Source organism: Haloarcula sp. Atlit-120R (genome assembly GCF_003665885.1).
GTDB lineage: Archaea > Halobacteriota > Halobacteria > Halobacteriales > Haloarculaceae > Haloarcula > Haloarcula taiwanensis.
On the sequence record NZ_QPLN01000001.1, the window covers coordinates 116,518 to 135,055 of the forward strand.

The window sequence follows — 18,538 nt, forward strand, 5'->3', positions numbered from 1 at the left end:
ATGCGTGCGCAGGCGCACACGCTCGAAGCCATCGTCAGCGGAATGCTGTTACTGGCAAGCCTGGTGTTTGCCCTCCAGATGACAGCGGTGACGCCGCTGTCTGCGAGTACGTCGAGCCAGCACATCGAGAACCAGCAGCAGGCAATCGGCCACGGAGTCCTCGCCTCGGCGGCGGCAGAGGACGCGTTAAAACCGGCTGTGCTCTACTGGGACAACAGCACGGCGCAGTTCCATAACACGGCCGGTGGTCGGGAATATTACACGAACGGGCCACCGGACAATCGGTTCGGAGAGTTGCTGGAGCGTGCGTTCGACCAGCGAGGAATCGCTTACAACGTCTACCTCAGGTTCCAGAATATGCAGGGGCGAACCGTCACGACTCGATACATCTACAGCGGTGAGCCGAGCGACAACGCAGTGCGTGCCAGCCACACAATCACGCTCATGGACGACGACCATCTGCGAGACGCGGATGGGACGCGAAACAGCACACGGCTTGGTGACCCGGCGACCGATTATACGGTTTCGGACACCGGGACGAACGTCTACAACACGGTCAGCGTGGAGGTGGTCGCGTGGCGCATCTGAACGACGACGACCGCGGACAGATAATTCTCATCGCCGCCCTGGCCCTGGCGGTGACGTTCATCGGGCTGGCGCTGGTCGTCAACTCCGCGATTTACACGCAGAACCTTGCCAGCCGGGGCGAGGTCGCCGGGAGCAACGACGCACTGGAGATGCGGGCAATTGTAGAGGCGAACGTCGAGCGGGGCATTATCGCGGCGAACAGGTACAACTACTCGACGCAGACGACGCTCGAAGCCAGTGTGCGTGAGAGTGTTCGGACCGTCAGTACACAGACGGAGCGACAGCGGGTCACGAGCGGGGCACTGGTGAACGCGACACTCACCGGTTCGCCGACATACGGCACACGGATCGCACAGAACGATACGTCACTGTTCGAATCCGGTGAGGCGACCCCGAGTGCCGATTGGATGGTCAGAGAGCGGGTCACTCGCCCGGGTGACGGCACGAACGCGACCAGAGGGTTCGTCATCAACGCGACGGACATCCCGACGGACTCTACGGACGCGTTTGCTGTCACAGCGAACGGTACCGGTGGCAACCCGAAATGGACGATGCAGGTCTGGGGGGATGTCGGACCCGGTGGGACCGTAAACGTGGAAGTCGACACACCGAGCGGCACACAGACGTGTACCGTCCCTATCGAGGAGCCGTATGCCCACATTGACGTGACTGACGGAACAGTGCAGAGCAAACCGTGCCTCGCGCTGCAGGGCGGGAGTTTCGACGGACGGTTCGCCCACGGTGTCGGTGACGAGTACAACATCACGTACGAATCGGGCGACCAGATCAGGGGGAACTACTCGCTGGTCGTCCGCGATAGCACGCCAGCAAGCACGCTCGATACAGCACCTGCGTCGCCGTTCAGCACGACCGCGATTTATAATACGACCGTCCGCTACCGCTACGACACCTCGAATTTACGGTACGAGGCAAAGATACGGGTGGCCCCGGGTGAGCCGGATGCGTCGTAACCGCGCTGTCTCGACGACGCTGAGCTACACGCTGAGCCTGGCCATCGCCTCGATTCTGGTGTCTGGCCTCCTCATTGCCGGCGGGAACTTCGTCGAGGACCGGCAGGAGCAGGTTATCAGAGACGAGCTCGAAGTCATCGGACAGCAGGTCGCCGCCGACATCGGGCGTATTGATCGGCTGGTGGTCGCTGCCGACACCGACCCGACTGCGCGGCTGAATCACACGTTCCCGGCGCGGGTGAGTGGGTCCGGCTACCGGGTCTCGATTGCCCCCGCCGCCGATGAACTAACGCTCGAATCGACATCGCCGGAGGTGTCGGTGACTGTGTCACTCACAACCCGGACAGACCTGGGAGACTCCACCGCTGACGGCGGTGTAATAACCGTGTTCTACGACGAATCGAGCGGGCAACTGGAGGTCCGAAATGGCTGACCGCGCCGTCAGCGAGGTGTTGAGCTTCGCTCTGGTGTTCAGTCTCATTGTAGCTTCGATAATTCTTGTCTCGGTGAGCGGTCTGGGGGCGTTACAGAACGCCCGGGATGCGGAGCAGATAGAGAACGCTGAGCGGGCGTTTGACGTGCTCTCGGACAACATCGCAGACCTCCACAAACAGGGCGCACCGAGCCGTGCCACGGAGGTCAGTCTCGGTGAGGCATCGCTCAGGACGGGTGAAAACACGACAATATCGGTCCAGGTCCACGACGGGACCACTCCCAAAGACGTCGGAACATGGAAGATCCGCCCAATCATATACGCCGGCAATCAGGAACGAGCGCTCGTATACGAAGCCGGGGCAGTGTATCGGACGAACCGGGACGGTGGGGTACAGAAACGAACGCCGCCGATACTCGTCTCGGACGACCGCGTACTCATCACTGTGGTCGGTACGACCGCCAGTGAACAGCAGAGCCTGGGCGGCTCGACGGTGCTCGTCCGGACAACCCACCGCGACAGCAACGTGTCGTTCGCCGATACCGGTGGGAACATCGAACACGTCAACGTCAGTGTCGACTCAACCCCACAGCGTGAGGCACTCTGGCAGTCGTACTTCGAGAGTGAAGGGTTCAGCTGCGGGGCCAACGGCTGGTGTAACTTCACGTCGTCCGGCGGCATCCAGCGGACGTACGTCGTCTACCACGATATTGCGGTTGACATCGACCAGTAATGGATCGCCTATCCGCTGGTCACGTTAATCCGGTTCTCCGAGACGTGGAGGTACGTCAGCCGGATGATGTTCGTGTTCTTCGGGACGGCTCGCTCGTTTCTGAGCGCCCGGTCGTAATGGACCAGTCCGCCGTTATCCACCGTGACTGACCCAGCGACGAGGCCGCCGTACAGCTCTGCCTTTTTGAGCGAAACACTGCTGGCACCGACACCGCCGGCGGGTGCGTAAATCACGCCCTCGAACTGCGGGGTATCGGTATCCCCTTCGATGACGGCGTCGAAGTCCGACTGGCCGTACACCCAGAACTGCGTCGAGTTCTGCGCGGTATCGACATCGACCTCGCCGGTACGATAGATGTGGAAGTGGTGGCCGCTGGCGGACGTAGCTTCGCCTTTGACGTAGAGACGCACTTTCCCGGCACCGTTCACCTTGATCCGTCCGCCGTTCTCGATGTAGACGTAGTCTCGGACGGCGATGGTCACGTCGTCACCGCCTGTGTTAATCGTCAGCGTCTCACTGTCCAACGTCAGGTCTTCCAAGTAGTACGTGCCCGCGTCCAGCGTCTGGTCACCGGCGGCGAGCTGGTCGCCCGAAATGCTGCTGGTCGCACCGTTGTCATTGGTGGCACTTGCGTTGGCGACTCGCCGGGTCACCAGGCCGTCGATAGCGCCCGCTCCCTCAACGCCTGAAATCTGTCTGACATCGCCGTTGACAGTGCCCTTGATGTGCTTCGTGGTCGAGTATTCCACGTCACGGGTAACGACGCCGCTACCCTTGACCTCGACCCGGTCACCGGACTGAACAGTGCCGTCTACCTCGCTGTTCCCTTTCACGTACACGTCACCGGCTGTGGTGATCGTTCCGAACGACCCTCGTGATGTCGAGTAGTCGCCGACAGACGAGTTGTAGCTGTCCGTTCGAGCGGGGTCGGTGCCACTACCGGAGAGCGTAATCTGCCCGCCAGCGGACGTAGCCGCGACGGCACTCGTCACTTCTCGCGGCCCTGTCGGCACGACTAGTGTCGTGGTCACGCTGTCGTTTTCGTGATCGTAGTACGCGTCGCCATCTGTCCGCTCTTCGAAGTAGCGCCCCCATGACCGGTAGTAGTCGCTCTCGACGGTGATATTGACCGTTCCGGTATCTAGCGGATTGACGTTTCCGGCCGCCTGGTCGGGGTACACCTGCGTCGTGCCGTTCTTTGAGATGCTGGCTTGTGAGCCAAGCGAGCGGTCACCGCGGACGGTGATAAGCGGGAGCGTCAGCGTCGCGTCGCGATAGTAGAACTCCGGCGGTGAGACCATGACACTGCCGCTGCCAGAGCGCCGCCACACGCCACCGCCCTGATAGGCGACTTTCTGGTTCCCGTTCTCGTAGACGACCGCGCCGAGTTCCTCCTCCATCAGCGTGACAGTTGTCGGGGGCGAAGCCGAGTGGTTGGTGATACTGACTGTCATCCGACCCGCTGTGTTGTTGGTTCGGTACGTGGATCTGTCCGTCCCGACGAGCGATACCTGCTGGCTGTCAGCGTTCCCAAGTGCCACCAGCGCCGCCTGTGAGTCCAGTTGGGTCATCCCCGTCTCCGCCCGGGAGACATCGAGCCCAGCCTCAGTATCGACCAGCGCTGTCGCTCCTAGACTGACAACGATGCTGGAACCGACGATGACGAGACTGAGGACCAGTATCAGCCCGAGCGGGGCGGATTGTGCGCGTTCCTGACCCCTGGGGGAGTGCATTATCCGACAGTAGTTATCATAGCTGATAAGATTGCTGGCCGAATTATCGCAGCCACCGCGCAGCGGCTGACTCTGTCGGCTGCACTGAATATCGTCCGAGTTTGGATACTACCCATTCTGATATCCGGTGGGCGACCGTGTTGGCTATCAGCCGGATGTGATGTTGACGTCGTTCGTCGAGATGTGGACGTACGTAACAGACGGGATTGCCTGTGGAATCGTCGTTGTCTCTGTCCGCTGAAGTGCCTCGTCGTAGTGGATCCCGTAGTTGTTCGACACAAACGTCACGTCACCCACAACACCGCCGTAGACGTGGGCGTTCTGATCGAGTGTTATGTCCGCCCCATCGTTGTCCGGTCCGTTCGGACCGTAGATAACGCCGGTGAACTCGGCGTTGTTATCGAACTCGACATCTGCGTCGGGATTCGTATACACCCAGAAGTTCGGGGCTTTATCATCTTCGACAGTGACGAGTGCTCCGTTCCGTTGATAGTAGTCGCCTTCAACGTAGACATTCACTCTGTTCCCGCCAACGACCGCTATTTGCTGGTCGTTCTGTATCGTGATTGTTCCGTTGACGACGATGTTGACATCGCCGCTGGAGGTGTCGATACGAGCGTTTTCACCACTGTTGAGTGTGATTTCCGAGAGGAAGTAGTCACCGGCCGTCAGTTCGCATGTCGACGCGCAGTTCTCAAGCCTGTTCGAGCTATTGTCGATGTCGACACTCGGGTCGGCGTTGTCGTTCGACGACGAGATACTCGACCGACGTGTATCGATGAGGCGCTCAACAGAGTCGGGTGCGGTGACTGAGGCGTTCTGTGCGCTCCAGCCACTGACACCGCCGGGGTAACCGCCACCGCTAGCTGTCCCCCCGTAAGAAAGGTTGCCACGGATTTCCCCGTTATTGCTTATTTGTACGTCGCCACCGGATTCGAGGTCTCCCTCAATGATGGCATTGTTCTCCACATCGACATCGCCAGCAGAGATGATTCGCGAATTCGAGCTGTCGGGGAACCCACTGTACGGACCCACCGAGGAGTTGTAGCTATCTGCCTCGGCATTGTTTTTGATTGTCATTGATGTCCCGGGTGTCCCAGCGACGATCCCGCCCTGTACTGGTGGATTGGTCGCGGGGACGAGCAACTCGAGGGTGACAATGTTACTGCTGTGGTTGTAATCGACCGAGCCGTCGGTCCGCGTCTCGAAATACTGTCCCCACGCCCGGTAGTACTCACTCTGTACCCGAACCTCGACTTTTCCCGACTCGAGCGGATTCACTGCCCCCGCTGATTTGTTGGGCCAGTACTGTTTCGAAGCGTTATGTGAGATAGATGCGCTGTCTCTGAGTGCCCCGGACCCACTCACCGTCACGAGCGGGAGCGTCAGCGTCGCGTCCCGGTAGTGGAACTCGGGCGGTGACACCATCACTGATCGACCGTCGCCGGTCGACCGCCAGACGCCACCGCCCTGATACGCGAGTCGCGTCGCACCGTTGCCGCGGTAGGCCACCTCGCCCATCGACTCGTTGACTACAGTCGTCCGGTTCCCGGACGTTGTGTTCCGATAGGAGACGTTCATCCACCCGGCGCTCCCGTCGATGTAATAGGTACTCGAACCACTCGCGGGAAGGGTGACTTGCTGGACATCCGTCTGTCCCAGTGCTACGAGCGCGGTTTTGGAATTGAGTTCCGTCAGTGACTTTTCGGTTCGCTCCACATCGAGTTGCGTTTGTGTGCTCGTGATCGCGTCCGCACCCAGCGCGACGACCGCCGTCGTCGACACAATCATCACCGCAAAAACCAGTGCTAGCCCGAGCGGAGCACTCTGGCCGCGAGTCCCGAGGCTCAGCCCAGCGCTACCCATACTACGCACAATTACCGCAGCAAATGATTTAAAACAGCGGGGCAAGTTATCAATTGTAATACTGTGCGGGTCGTTGCAGTGTCGACTCGTGAGCGGCATCGCTGCTTCGAGGCGCGACCGGGAAGCGGAACGGTTTAGTCGCGCCCTCTCAGACAGGGAGATGGGAACAGCACGACCGCAAATCTGACTCGCTGTGGCCTTTCACAGCTCGGGATTGCGGCCGTGTTCGGCACTGTACAGTGCCAATACGCCTCGTAACGAGAGCGGTTCGTGCGGTTCCAACCAGATTACAATGGCACGAATGCATACACGCCGTCGCGGTTCGTCCGACTCGGACAAACCGGCGGCAGACGAACCCCCGGAGTGGAGTGACGTCGACGAGGACGCCATCGAAGCGCGCGTCGTCGAACTGGCCGAACAGGGCCACTCGCCCAGCGAGATCGGCCTGAAGCTGCGCGACGAGGGCGTTCAGGGCACGCCGATCCCTGACGTCTCGCTCGCGACCGGCAAGAAAGTCACCGAGATTCTCGAGGAGAACGAAGCCGAACCGGACCTGCCGGAGGACCTTCGGAACCTGCTCGAACGGGCCGTCCGCCTTCGCGACCACATGGACGAGAACCCCGGTGACTACCAGAACAAGCGTGCGCTCCAGAACACGCAGTCGAAGATCCGACGCCTCATCGACTACTACCGCGGTGACGAGGTCGACGAGGACTTCACCTACAGCTACGACAACGCCGTCGAAGCGCTGGGTCTCGAATAGATGTCGGCGACCGGTCGGGAACCGACGCCAGCCACGTCGCCCAGTGACCTCGCCGGGTCGCTACGTGAGGCCACGTTCGTTCGCCTCGTCAGCGATGCGACCGGCGAGGCGCTGGCTGCGACCGGCCTGCTGGCGCGGGCGCTCGATGACACGCCGTTCCAGGCGAGCGTCGTCCGCCCGTTCGAGGACCCCGACCGGACCACCGAGACCGACATCACTGTCGCCATCGGTCGCACGCAGCCGACCGCCGACGTGACGTTGACCGACCGCGCCGCCGCGACTGCCTTCGAGACCGCTCGCGAACTCGGCACGGCCGACGCCGCGCTCGCCCTGGCTGGCACGATTGCCGCCGGGGACGTTGACGGGACTGTTGCCGAAGCCGCCGAGCAGGCCGGACTGGAACGCCGACCCGGCGTCGCCGTTCCGACAGCGGACCTCGCGGACGGGCTGGCCTACTCGACGCTGTTCGTCGCGCCTTTCTCGGACGACGCCGACACAGTGCGGGCCGAACTCACCGAACTGGGCCTCGGCTCGGATTCGGTGCAAGCCGGTGATCTCTCGACAGACGACCACCGACGCCTCGCGTCGCTGGTCGCGTTAGCTGTCACCGAAGATGCACCGCCCCGGGCCGCTGAGACGGTCCAGCGCGCGCTCCGCCCGACGACGGGCGGCCCCTTCGAGACGGTCGGCGGCTACGCCGACGTGCTCGACGCCGTCGCCCGCGAACAGCCGGGCACCGGCGTCGCGCTCGCGCTCGGCCACGAGGCTGTCCACGATGACGCGCTGGCCGCGTGGCGGACACACGCCGCGCGCGCCCATGAAGCAGTGTCCGAGGCGGCCACAGGCCGGTACGACGGCCTGTTCGTCGCCCGCGGCGACGCGATGCCGACCGGCACCGTCGCCCGTCTGTTCGCGGGCTATCGCGCACCAGAACCGGTGACGCTCGTTGTTACCGACGGCCGGGCCGCAGCCCGCGCCACGGACGGGCAGGACGTGACAGAAACGATGCGCGCGGCCGCCGACGCTGTCGGCGGCGACGCCGTCGGGACGGGCGACCGGGCACGCGCCCGGTTCGACGCCTCGACGGCCGACTTCATCGAAGCGTTTCGGGAGGCAGTATGAGACGGGCCGAGATTCGGACGACACACGACTCGCCCGAACGCGTCGCACGCGCGGTGCGGCCGGACAACACCGACGAGATGACCACACGCGTCGAGGGCGACGCCGTGGTCACGACCGTCGAGCGCGATTCGACCGGCGGCCTGCAGGCGACCGTCGACGACTACGTCGTCAACATCCGGGTTGCAGCACAGCTCGCAGACCAACACACACAATCCAACCATGAGTGAACGAAGCGTTTCCAAGCGCACAGAACAGAAACGGTGGTACACCGTGCAGGCTCCCGAGCAGTTCGACCGGGAGGTTCTCGGTAAGACACCGGCAGACGAACCGGACAAGGTGCTCGGACGCACCATCGAAACAACGCTCGGCGAACTGACCAACGACGCCAGCGAGAACAACACGAAGCTAACCTTCAAGATCAACGAGGTCGCCTCAGACTCGGCGTACACGGAGTTCATCCGCCACGAACTCACGCGGGACTACCTCCGCTCGCTCGTCCGCCGCGGCTCCTCGAAGGTCGAGGCCTACATCACCGTGCTGACCACAGACGACTACCGCGTCCAGGTCCAGCCGGTCGCCGTGACGACGAAGAAGGCCGATGCCTCCCAGGAGAAGGCCATCCGCCGGACGATGATCGACCTCGTTCGCGAGACGGCCGAAGACCGAACCTTCGAGGAGCTCGTCGACAGCGTCGTCGAAGGGCGTCTCTCCTCGGCCATCTACGGCGAGGCCAAGGACATCTACCCGCTCCGACGCGTCGAAATCAAGAAGACAACGCTCGAAGCGCGCCCCGAAGAAGTCGCCGCGGAAGAGGAGACGGCCGTCGACGTGGACGAAGAGGACGTCGACGTCGAAGCCTAGACGTTCCAGCACCAACGGTCGATTTTTCTGCCGCAGTAAGAGACCGATTCACAGCGACGCAGCGGACCTGCCCCTCTCCTGTGACGCTGTTGCCGACGGTCGGAGTTAGCGACCGCTACCGCAAAACAGCGCACAGACGACACACCCAGCACAGACGAGAGAAGCTCCGAAAAAGCGACAGCGATGCTACTCGCCGGTCGTCGCCGTTTCTGGATTTTCGGTTACAACGACGGTTCCGACCATCCCGGCCCGCTCGTGCGGGATGCAGAAGTAGGCGTACTCGCCGAGTACCTCGAAGGTGTGGGTGAAATCCTGACCCTCGTACATCGTCCCGCCAGAGGAACTCCCCCAGTTGTCGCGGGCGGCCTGTTCAGTGTCGAAGCCGCCGGAGGCGAAGTAGTCCGCCTCGTCTGGGATCTCGTCTTCGTAGGCCGTGACCGAGTGGCCCTGTTTGCTCGTGTTGAGCCACCGCACAGTCGTTCCTGGTTCGACAGCGATGCGAACCGGGCGAAACGCCTTCGCGGACATCCCCACGTCGTAGTCGGTGTCAGCGCTCCCACCGCCGAGGCAACCGGCGAGCCCTGCGACTGCCGCCGGGCCGGCCGCACGGAGAAAATCCCGTCGCTCCATACCGCGACTCAGGACCGCATAGTCAAAGACCGCTCGGTTTTGGACCACGAATCAGCCGGCGGCGGTCACTCGAAGGTCAATCCGTCACGGAGTTCGCGGGCATCGTCGAGCAGGCCGTCGCGGTCGTCGGCGGTCAGCGTCACGTGGCCCATCTTCCGGAGGGCGTACACCTCGCGCTTGCCGTACCAGTGCAGATGTGCTCGGGGCGTCGCCAGCACGCCGTCTTCCCCCTCCAACTCTGCCGGCTGCCGTTCCGCAACGTCGCCGAGGATGTTCGTCGAGACGGTCGGGAACCGCTGGTCGGTCGACCCCAGCGGCTGGCCGGTGACGGCCCGCAGGTGTTGCTCGAACTGCGAGGTGTGACACCCCTCGATGGTCCAGTGCCCGGAGTTGTGGGGCCGGGGCGCGATTTCGTTGAGCAAAATCTCGCCGTCGGTCGTCTCGAACAGTTCGATGCCGAACACGCCGCGGCCGTCCATCACGTCGAGCACGTCATGAGCCACTCCACGCGCGCGCTCACGAACAGCGTCCGACGCCCGTGCCGGCGCGACCGACTCCCGGAGTATTTCCTCGCGGTGGATAGTCTCGGTGACCGGGAACGTGTCCCGCTCGTCCACGCCGCGACAGCCCATGACCGCCAGTTCCCGCTCGAAGTCGACCATCTCCTCGACCATCGCGGGACCGGCGATGTCGTCGATAGCGTCCTCAACAGTCTCCGGCCCCTCGACGCGGATGTTTCCGCGACCGTCGTAGCCGCCGGTCCGGGCCTTGAGCATCGCAGGGTAGCCCAGTTCCGCACAGGCCTCCCGGAGGTCGTCAGCGGTGTCGACGGCGCGGAACTCGGGGACTGGAACGCCGGCCTTCGAGAGCCGGCGCTTCTGGACGAGTTTGTCCTGAATCGTCCGGAGCGTCTCGGGAGCGGGATGTACCGGCGTCCCTGTCTCCTCAGCGACCCGTTCGAGCACGTCCGGGTCGGCGAGTTCGATCTCGAAGGTGAGGTAATCGGCGCGCTCAGCGAGTTCCCGCAGGGTCGCCGCCTCGTCGAAATCCCCGACGAGCTGGTCGCGGACGACCGACGCGGCCGGGCAGTCCGGCGTCGGGTCGGTCACGAGCAGTTCGAGGCCAAGCGGCGCGGCCGCCTCGCCCAGCATCCGGCCGAGCTGGCCACCGCCGACCACGCCGACGGTCGGCCCTGGTGACGTGAGCGTCATACCGCGCGCTTCCACAGCAGCAGGGTTAACGGTTCGGTTCTCGGCCGTAGGACTCATGGACCCACACTGTCATGTCGTTCGAGCTGTATTTCGTTCGCATCCGGTGGGTCTTGGGCGCGTACCCGGCGGCTTCGAGCTGTTCGTCAGGGACCGTGCTGTCAATCCGCTGGGTGATGATTATCGGCGGCTGGTCACTCTCCGCCTGCTCGACGAGCATGTCGGGCCGGTTCTCACACGAGACGTTCACGTCGTCGGCCGCGTAGTACCACGGCAGCGGCAGCGAGTTGTGCCACTGCAGGCAGGTCGGTCTGGTGTTCCACCACGAGTCGTTCCACTCACCGCGGTCTTCCTTGACGTACGCGTCGTCGCCGTCGTATGCATCGCCGCGCTCCCCGTGATACATCACTACATCGGTGCCGTTCCCGTTGGCCGTCGCGATCCGGTCCATCTCGGCCAGATCCGCACGGAGCGACTCCTGTGGCTGAGCGTACTGGACCAGCGAGTTCTCCTCCAGATGCTCGTTTGTATACACCCGCGTTGCGCTCGTGTTGACGACGAGTACAGTGACGAGCAGAACGATGGCGGCGGCGATGACAGCGCCGGTCACGTCGTCAGCCGACAGCGATTCGTTCCCCCATCGGACAACGGCGGCGAACCCGACGGCGGCTGGAATCGACAGCGGGACGACGACGTGGACGGCGAGCCACGGCGCGCCGATGTCGGTCCCGATGGGGTAGCCCAGAATCGAGACGTAGCCGCCGTAGGCCGCGAACGGGATGAGGTGACGCGGCTCGACGATTCCCAGTCGGTCGACCGCGTACCCGAAGACCGAGAACAGGAGCAGCGGTGCCGCAGTGTAGCCCAGCGCTTTCAGCAGTACCTCGTAGTGACCGTCGACACTCTCGTAGAACGTCTCGATAGACGCGACGAGGCCCGTTTCAGTGGTCGTGGCTTTCTCCGAGGCCGGCGAGAACCACTCGCTGTACTGGTCAGCGACGCGCTCCCAGGTGGTCTGGACGAGCTCCGGGAACAGCGATGGGTTCGTCACGCCGGACCAGAAGTTTATGTCGCCGCTGGCGGCCGGTGCTGGCGGATGTTCGATACCGGCGACACCAGCGCCGCGGGGCGCATAGAAGAACAGCGAGATGAGGCCGAACACCAGCGCGGCGAGGACGATATGACTCGCGTACGCCGCGAGGACGGAGGCGGCGCTGTCGTGGCGGTCGCGGAACGAGCGGACGGTGGTGACGACAAGCCCGACGTCCGCCCGAACGCGACCAGCGACGCGGCCCCAGATGGCACCGATACTCGGGACGGTTCGGAGGAAGGCGGCGGCGTCGCGGTAGCCGTTCGGGAGCACGAGTACCTTCGCCAGCAGGAGGCCGGTCGCGCCGAGCCACGTCAGTACGTAGACGATAGCGTTCTCCTTCGAGGCGAATCCGAATGCCATGAACGCCCCGGAGCCGTAGAGATAGCGCGCCTTCCGGGTGTCGACAAACCGGACGAGCAGGCCGAAGGCGGTGAACATGAACGCCGCGACCAGCACGTCGCTACGCATAAACCGCGAGAAGTACAGGAGAACTGGATTGAGTGCGAGAAAGGCGGCCATGAAGACTGTCTCGTCGGACCGGAGGTGTCGGCGAAAGAGCAGCGCTGTCAGCGGAAGCAGGCCACCGACAATCGCGACTGGGAGCCGCATCGTGAAATCGGTCGGCGCGGCGAGGGTGAACACCCAGCTATCGACGTGCTGGATGAACGGACCGTGGATGATGTATCGGTAGGCGAACGACCCGGAATCGCGGAGATGGAGCGCCCAGTAGGCCACGCGGCCTTCGTCGAAATGGGCGACGCGGCTCCCGAGTGCTGCGACTCTGAGGACGAGACCGAGAAGCGTCGCGGCGACGACGAGCTTCACGGTCGCGCGGGGGTCGTCCGCGAACCAGGACCGGCTCCGGTCCCGGACATCGCGGAGGGCGGACGGCAGGGACGGCTCAGCCATACCTGGCTCAAGCACATGGGGCATTAGAATCCTTCTGGTTTCTATAACAGGATTTTAATCCAGCCGTTCGGCACGGCGACCGGCCCCAGCTACGGAACGGTAGTACTTTATTCGGCCCTCCCCGGGTGTCAGGTATGGTGCAGCTCGGGCTGGTTGTCGCCCAGTACGACAAACACGGGGCCGTTATCGAGGAGATGGAGCACGGGGCTTACGAGGCCGCTGCCGACAGCGACGCCGAAATTATCGCGTCGATTGATGTCCCCGGGTCCTACGACACGCCGCTGGCCGCTGACCGGCTCGCGCGCCGATCAGATGTCGACGCTGTCGCCGTCCTCGGCGCGATCATCAGCGGCGACACCGACCACGACCAGGTCATCGGCAACGCCGCTGCGCAGGGGCTGACCGACGTGTCCCTCGACCGCGACACCCCAGTCACGCTGGGCATCATCGGCCCGGGCATGAGCCAGGACGAGGCTGAGGCCCGAACCGACAAGGGGGCCTCGGCCGTCCGGAGCGCAATCGAACTCGCCACCGAACTCGAACAATGACTATGGACTTCGCTTCCCGCGTCGAACGTGTAGAACCGAGCGCGACCCTCGCGATCAGCAACAAGGCCGCCGAACTGGAGGCCGAGGGCAAGGATGTCGTCGACCTGAGCGTCGGCGAACCCGACTTCGACACGCCGGAGAATATCAAACAGGCCGCCAAGGACGCACTCGACGCCGGGCACACCGGCTACACGTCCTCCAACGGCATCCCCGAACTGAAAGAGGCTATCGCCGACAAGCTCCACGACGACGGCCTCACCCAGTACGGCCCGGAGAACCTCATCGTCACGCCGGGTGGCAAGCAGGCCTTGTACGAAATCTTCCAGACCATCATCGACGACGGCGACGAAGTCGCCCTGCTCGACCCGGCTTGGGTGTCTTACGAGGCGATGGCGAAACTCGCCGGCGGCACGCTGACCCGCGTCGACACCGCCGCCCACGACTTCCAACTGGAGGGCGCACTCGACGACCTCGCCGACGCCGTCTCCGACGAGACGGAACTTCTCGTCGTGAACTCGCCGGGCAACCCTCACGGTGCCGTGTACTCCCGTGAAGCGCTCGAGGGCGTTCGCGACCTCGCCGTCGAGCACGACATCACGGTCATCTCCGACGAGATTTACAAGGAGATTACCTACGACGGCGTCGAAGCCGCCTCGCTGGGCACGCTTGAGGGTATGGAAGACCGGACTATCACCCTCAACGGCTTCTCGAAGGCCTACTCGATGACCGGCTGGCGGCTGGGCTACTTCGCGGCCCCGGAAGAACTGGTCTCACAGGCTGGCAAGGTCCACTCCCACTCGGTCTCGTGTGCCGTGAACTTCGTCCAGCACGCCGGCGTCGAGGCCATCACGAACACCGACGACGCCGTCGAGGAGATGCGCCAGGCCTTCGCCGAGCGCCGCGAGTTCCTCATGGGTCTGTTCGAGGACCACGGTGTCCACGTCCCCGAACCCCAGGGCGCGTTCTACATGATGCCCGAAATCGCTCCGGACGGCGACGACACCGAGTGGTGTGACCAGGCCATCTCCGAGGCGCAGGTCGCCACCGTCCCCGGGACCGCGTTCGGGACGCCCGGCTACGCCCGCATCTCCTACGCCAACAGCAAGGAACGACTGGAGGAAGCTGTCGACCGGCTGGCCGAGGCCGACCTCATCTAACCGTCGGCTCACACAGCCCTCTCTAGTCGCTCGAACCACGGCGAAAACCGGGAGAGGCCCGGAAACGGGCTGTTTTGTTACGTGACGACGAACACCGTCACCAGCGTGAGGATGACGAGCGTCTCGGGCAGGACCGTGAGGATGAGTCCCCGGCCGAACATATCAGGGTCCTCGGCGATGGCCCCAACGGCCGCCGCACCGATACCGCGCTCGGCGAATCCGGAGCCAAGCGCCGCTAACCCGACGGCGAGGGCCGCAAGTCCCCCGGCGAGATAGCTGGCTGCCTCGGCGGATATCGCAGGACTACCCGTCTGTAACATAGCCGCAGTTACGGTGCCTGACATGGCGGCTTAGTATCCGAGGGGAGGGACAATCATCTGGCTGATACATTCCAAACTCTGGTGCTCATGGTCGCCTTTTAGGGTTATCGGTGGTGAAGGAACACGAATGTACACTTTTACCGGCTGAGGAGCGCTTGATTGTCGCCACTCTGGACAACTCACCTTTCGAACTCGCCACAGGTCCGTGCGAACCGTTTTGACTCGACCGTTGGAACAGCCGGTATGCGAACTCGGAGAACAATGCTTGCCCTCTCTGCCGGGACACTCTGTCTCGCCGGCTGTGGGGCTCCCGGCGGCTCGAACGGCGGTCTCACTATCGAAGTGGCAGATGCGACCGCCGCGCCAGGCGAGACAGCGAGAATCGCGGTACAGGCCTCGTCGGTCGGCGTCCTGACCTGGCAGTTGGCCGAGATTCCCGAGCGCTGGCAGGTGGCACACGAGAACTTCGAGCCGCAGCCGACCGCCGTGCGGGAGTCCTATCCGCCCGAGCTAGTCTGGGATCCCGTCGCCGAGTCAGTGACAGGCAGCTTGGCAGTCGCCGTCCCGAACGGAGCGACACCCGGCGAGTACGTGCTTGCGGTCGAGGCCGGGACGGCCACCGCAGACGAGCGCGCCGTCTCGGAGGCGACAGTCACTGTCGAAGCGTAATCACTCGCTCCGCTCGTCGAGAATCCGGTCGATGATGTCCCCCGTCGAGAGCAGTCGGTCGGACGCGTGGGCCTCCAGCGGGCTGGCCCGGCGGACCTCACAGTCGATACCCCGGGCGGACAGCGCTGCTTCGAGTTGGTCGTCGTCGTGGTGCTGGTCGTACCCAAGCGCGATGATGTCCGGTTCGATGCGTTCGATCGGGACAAAGATATCTTCCGAGTGGCCGAGATGTGCTTTATCGACGGGTTTGAGTGCGCTGACCATCTCTCGCCGTTGCTCGTCCGGGACGACCGGCGGCTCCTTGTGCGTGACGTTGACCGACCGGGCCACGATGACGTGCAGTTCGTCGCCCATGTCGGCGGCGTCTGCGAGGTAGTGGGCGTGGCCTGGGTGCAGGATATCGAACGTGCCCTGTGCGACGACGCGGGTCACTTGTCGAACTCCTCCTCGCGCAGTTCGGCGTCGATGTCGGCCTGGTCGAAATCGAAGAAGGACTCCTCGGGCGGCTCGACGTCCAGCACCGGGAGGTCGACCTCGCTCCCGTCGCTGTCGAAGGCCTGCCAGTCGTCGCGGCCGTACGGGTAGCCGACAATGATGTGGACGTCGCCGCGGCCGAACGTGGCCAGGTCGGCGTCGCTGGGCTGGAGGACGCCGTTCGGGTGGGAGTGAATCGATCCCGCCGCTCGCATGTCGTTTGGCACCATGCTCGTCTTGACGGTCGCGCTGACCGGGTTCGACTCCGTTCCCGGAATGACTAGTACGTCGGTCAGCACCGTGCCGTCGTCGTCGAGCCCGAGCTTGCTGGCGTCATCGCCCCGGAGAAAGCCCATATATTCGTTGGGATGGGCCTCCTCGGAGGCTGCGAGCGCGAACTCGAGTGCGGACTCTGCGATCCCGAGTATCCCGCCCGTTCGGAACAACCCCATATCACGCAGTCGGGTCGGACGCTTTTTACGCGTTGTGTTCGGCCCTCCGCGGATTCCGAAGAGTACAAACGGGGGAGCACCGAAGGATTGACAAATGTCTTCGCCAACTGGCACCGGTGACGGTGCGACGGTCCCCGACGGCGGGACCATCGTCTACGATCTCGCGGACCAATGTACGTCCGATGATCTCGAAGAAGGCGCACTGTATCACGCAACTGTCAACGGCACCGTCGAATACGGCGTGTTTGTCGATCTCTCCGATGCTGTCTCCGGGCTCGTCCACGACTCTAATCTCTTGGGCCAGTACGACGTGGGCGACGACCTCATCGTCGAACTCGGCGAGATCCGCCCCGACGGCGACCTGAGCTTCGAGGAAGTACGGGTCGCCGACTACGAGGACGAGCGCGTCGTCCACGGCGACGCGACCACCGTCGCCGACCTCGCCGACGCGACCGGCGAGACGGTCATCATCGAGGGCCAGGTCGTCCAAATCAAACAGACCGGCGGTCCCACAGTGTTCCAGGTCCGTGACGAAACCGGCATCGTCCCGTGTGCTGCCTTCGAAGAAGCTGGCGTCCGCGCCCATCCCGACGTGGAGATCGACGACATCGTCCGCGTCTCGGGCCGGGCCGAAGAGCGCGACGACGGCCTGCAGGTCGAGGCCGAGTCGTTGACTGTCCTCGACGGCGACGCGGCTGCCGACGTGGAGAGCGACCTCGACGCCGCGCTGGCCGAGGCCGCCGAACCAGCCGACGTGGAGCCGCTCGTCGAGTGGCCCGCTTTCGAGAAGCTGTGGGACGACCTTCGTGAAGTCGCGACGGAACTCCGAAAGACGGTGCTCTCGGGCCGTCCGATCCGGATGCGCCACCACGCCGACGGCGACGGACTCTGTGCAAGCGTCCCGCTACAGGTCGCGCTGGAATCGTTCATCGCCTCCCAGTACGAGGACGCCAGCGCGCCCCAGCACCTCCTCAAGCGCCTGCCGAGCAAGGCCCCCTACTACGAGATGGAGGACGTGACCCGAGACCTCAACTTCGCGCTAGAGGACCGCACCCGCCACGGCCAGAAGCTCCCGATGCTGCTGATGCTCGACAACGGCTCGACCGAAGAGGACACGCCGGCCTACCGCAACCTCCGGCACTACGACATCCCGGTTGTCGTTGTCGACCATCACCATCCGGACCCGGAGGCCGTCGAACCGCTCATCGAACAACACGTCAATCCCTACCTCCACGACGAGGACTACCGCATCACGACGGGCATGCTCTGTGTCGAACTCGCCCGGATGATCGACCCCGACCTCACCGAGGACCTCCGACACGTCCCCGCGGTCGCGGGCCTGTCGGACCGCTCCGAGGCCGAGGCGATGCGCGACTACATCGACCTCGCCGGCGAGAAGGACTACGACGAGGCCGACCTGCGCGACATCGGCGAGGCGCTTGACTACGCGACCCACTGGCTGCGCTACAACTCCGGCGAACAGCTCATCACCGACGTGCTAAACGTCGACTGTGACGACCGGGACCGCCACGGAGAAGTCGTCGACTTCCTGGCCGAGCGGGCCGAACGCGACGTCGAGGACCAGCTCGACGCCGCCATGAGCCACGTCGAACACGAGCGCCTCGACAACGGCGCACACCTCTACACCATCGACGTGGAGAACCACGCCCACCGATTCACGTACCCCGCCCCCGGCAAGACCACCGGCGAAATCCACGACCGGAAGGTCGCGGAGACCGGTGACCCCGTCATCACCATCGGCTACGGCCCGGACTTCGCTGTCCTGCGCTCGGACGGTGTTCGTCTGGACATCCCGCGGATGGTCACCGAACTAACCGAGGAAGTCGACGGTGGCGGCGTCTCTGGGGGCGGCCACCTCGTTGTCGGCTCCATCAAGTTCGTCAAGGGCCGCCGCGAGTCGGTCATCGACGCTCTCGTCGAGAAGATGGCCGAAGCCGAGATCGACGAGGACCTCGGAAGCTCGACGGCGCTGCCCGAAGAAGTATAG

20 protein-coding genes are annotated in these 18,538 nt (G+C 63.9%); 12 read left to right on the forward strand and 8 right to left on the reverse strand.

What is annotated here, in order from left to right:
• From DVK01_RS00620 to DVK01_RS00635, 4 genes are read left to right on the forward strand one after another with little or no spacing between them, the layout of a single operon-like run.
• Positions 1–588: a hypothetical protein gene (locus DVK01_RS00620; protein ID WP_101350466.1), complete on the forward strand. Its 588-nt coding sequence runs from the start codon at positions 1–3 to the stop codon at positions 586–588.
• A complete protein-coding gene (locus tag DVK01_RS00625; RefSeq protein ID WP_121535097.1) occupies positions 576–1,559 on the forward strand; it encodes a hypothetical protein in 984 nt (327 codons plus the stop codon). The genes DVK01_RS00620 and DVK01_RS00625 overlap by 13 nt, the downstream gene beginning before the upstream one ends.
• Positions 1,549–1,992, forward strand: a complete 444-nt coding sequence (locus DVK01_RS00630; RefSeq protein WP_101350468.1) for a hypothetical protein — start codon at positions 1,549–1,551, stop codon at positions 1,990–1,992. Before DVK01_RS00625 ends, DVK01_RS00630 begins: the two co-directional genes overlap by 11 nt.
• A complete protein-coding gene (locus tag DVK01_RS00635) occupies positions 1,985–2,725 on the forward strand; it encodes a hypothetical protein (RefSeq protein WP_121535098.1) in 741 nt (246 codons plus the stop codon). Before DVK01_RS00630 ends, DVK01_RS00635 begins: the two co-directional genes overlap by 8 nt.
• Before the next feature lie 8 nt (positions 2,726–2,733).
• Here DVK01_RS00635 and DVK01_RS00640 read toward each other — a convergent pair whose 3' ends face one another.
• Positions 2,734–4,458: a polymer-forming cytoskeletal protein gene (locus tag DVK01_RS00640; protein ID WP_101350470.1), complete on the reverse strand. Its 1,725-nt coding sequence runs from the start codon at positions 4,456–4,458 to the stop codon at positions 2,734–2,736.
• A 147-nt stretch (positions 4,459–4,605) separates the two neighbouring features.
• Entirely contained in the window at positions 4,606–6,324 is a 1,719-nt protein-coding gene (locus tag DVK01_RS00645; protein ID WP_232794465.1) for a hypothetical protein, read from the reverse strand.
• A 292-nt stretch (positions 6,325–6,616) separates the two neighbouring features.
• On the opposite strand from DVK01_RS00645, the gene DVK01_RS00650 reads away from it, so the two are divergent.
• Genes DVK01_RS00650 through DVK01_RS00665 form a run of 4 tightly spaced genes read left to right on the forward strand, consistent with a single transcriptional unit; the run spans position 6,617 to position 9,070 of the window.
• Positions 6,617–7,087 carry a 30S ribosomal protein S15 gene (locus tag DVK01_RS00650; protein WP_004957060.1) on the forward strand — a complete coding sequence of 157 codons (471 nt, stop codon included), beginning with the start codon at positions 6,617–6,619 and terminating at the stop codon, positions 7,085–7,087.
• On the forward strand, positions 7,088–8,209 hold the full coding sequence (locus tag DVK01_RS00655; protein WP_121535099.1) for a hypothetical protein: 1,122 nt from the start codon (positions 7,088–7,090) through the stop codon (positions 8,207–8,209).
• Positions 8,206–8,436 carry a KEOPS complex subunit Pcc1 gene (locus tag DVK01_RS00660; RefSeq protein ID WP_004518217.1) on the forward strand — a complete coding sequence of 77 codons (231 nt, stop codon included), beginning with the start codon at positions 8,206–8,208 and terminating at the stop codon, positions 8,434–8,436. Before DVK01_RS00655 ends, DVK01_RS00660 begins: the two co-directional genes overlap by 4 nt.
• Positions 8,429–9,070: a 30S ribosomal protein S3ae gene (locus tag DVK01_RS00665; protein ID WP_053969003.1), complete on the forward strand. Its 642-nt coding sequence runs from the start codon at positions 8,429–8,431 to the stop codon at positions 9,068–9,070. Before DVK01_RS00660 ends, DVK01_RS00665 begins: the two co-directional genes overlap by 8 nt.
• A gap of 186 nt (positions 9,071–9,256) precedes the next feature.
• On the opposite strand, the gene DVK01_RS22970 is transcribed toward DVK01_RS00665, so the two are convergent.
• From DVK01_RS22970 to DVK01_RS00680, 3 genes are all read right to left on the reverse strand, one after another.
• On the reverse strand, positions 9,257–9,544 hold the full coding sequence (locus tag DVK01_RS22970) for a plastocyanin/azurin family copper-binding protein (protein WP_394337657.1): 288 nt from the start codon (positions 9,542–9,544) through the stop codon (positions 9,257–9,259).
• A gap of 221 nt (positions 9,545–9,765) precedes the next feature.
• A complete protein-coding gene (locus DVK01_RS00675) occupies positions 9,766–10,911 on the reverse strand; it encodes a 5-(carboxyamino)imidazole ribonucleotide synthase (RefSeq protein ID WP_121535100.1) in 1,146 nt (381 codons plus the stop codon).
• 25 nt (positions 10,912–10,936) lie between these two features.
• Positions 10,937–12,910: a flippase activity-associated protein Agl23 gene (locus DVK01_RS00680; RefSeq protein ID WP_121535101.1), complete on the reverse strand. Its 1,974-nt coding sequence runs from the start codon at positions 12,908–12,910 to the stop codon at positions 10,937–10,939.
• Positions 12,911–13,044: 134 nt separating this feature from the next.
• On the opposite strand from DVK01_RS00680, the gene ribH reads away from it, so the two are divergent.
• Together ribH and DVK01_RS00690 are read left to right on the forward strand one after the other, a co-directional pair.
• Positions 13,045–13,458 carry a 6,7-dimethyl-8-ribityllumazine synthase gene (gene ribH / locus DVK01_RS00685; RefSeq protein WP_101350476.1) on the forward strand — a complete coding sequence of 138 codons (414 nt, stop codon included), beginning with the start codon at positions 13,045–13,047 and terminating at the stop codon, positions 13,456–13,458.
• On the forward strand, positions 13,455–14,615 hold the full coding sequence (locus DVK01_RS00690; RefSeq protein WP_121535102.1) for a pyridoxal phosphate-dependent aminotransferase: 1,161 nt from the start codon (positions 13,455–13,457) through the stop codon (positions 14,613–14,615). Before ribH ends, DVK01_RS00690 begins: the two co-directional genes overlap by 4 nt.
• Positions 14,616–14,692: 77 nt before the next feature.
• Here DVK01_RS00690 and DVK01_RS00695 read toward each other — a convergent pair whose 3' ends face one another.
• Complete coding sequence (locus tag DVK01_RS00695) at positions 14,693–14,959, reverse strand: ATP synthase subunit C (protein ID WP_101350478.1); 267 nt, start codon at positions 14,957–14,959, stop codon at positions 14,693–14,695.
• A gap of 219 nt (positions 14,960–15,178) precedes the next feature.
• Between DVK01_RS00695 and DVK01_RS00700 the strand changes: the two genes are divergently transcribed.
• Positions 15,179–15,604 carry a hypothetical protein gene (locus DVK01_RS00700; protein ID WP_101350479.1) on the forward strand — a complete coding sequence of 142 codons (426 nt, stop codon included), beginning with the start codon at positions 15,179–15,181 and terminating at the stop codon, positions 15,602–15,604.
• Here the strand turns inward: DVK01_RS00700 and DVK01_RS00705 are convergent, their stop codons facing one another.
• Both DVK01_RS00705 and DVK01_RS00710 read right to left on the reverse strand, forming a co-directional pair.
• Positions 15,605–16,036 carry an adenylyltransferase/cytidyltransferase family protein gene (locus DVK01_RS00705; RefSeq protein WP_101350480.1) on the reverse strand — a complete coding sequence of 144 codons (432 nt, stop codon included), beginning with the start codon at positions 16,034–16,036 and terminating at the stop codon, positions 15,605–15,607.
• A complete protein-coding gene (locus DVK01_RS00710) occupies positions 16,033–16,530 on the reverse strand; it encodes a Mov34/MPN/PAD-1 family protein (protein WP_101350481.1) in 498 nt (165 codons plus the stop codon). Before DVK01_RS00710 ends, DVK01_RS00705 begins: the two co-directional genes overlap by 4 nt.
• A gap of 94 nt (positions 16,531–16,624) precedes the next feature.
• Here DVK01_RS00710 and DVK01_RS00715 point away from each other — a divergent pair, with 94 nt between their 5' ends.
• The gene (locus DVK01_RS00715; RefSeq protein WP_121535103.1) at positions 16,625–18,538 is read left to right on the forward strand and encodes a DHH family phosphoesterase; all 1,914 of its coding nucleotides are present in this window, start codon (positions 16,625–16,627) and stop codon (positions 18,536–18,538) included.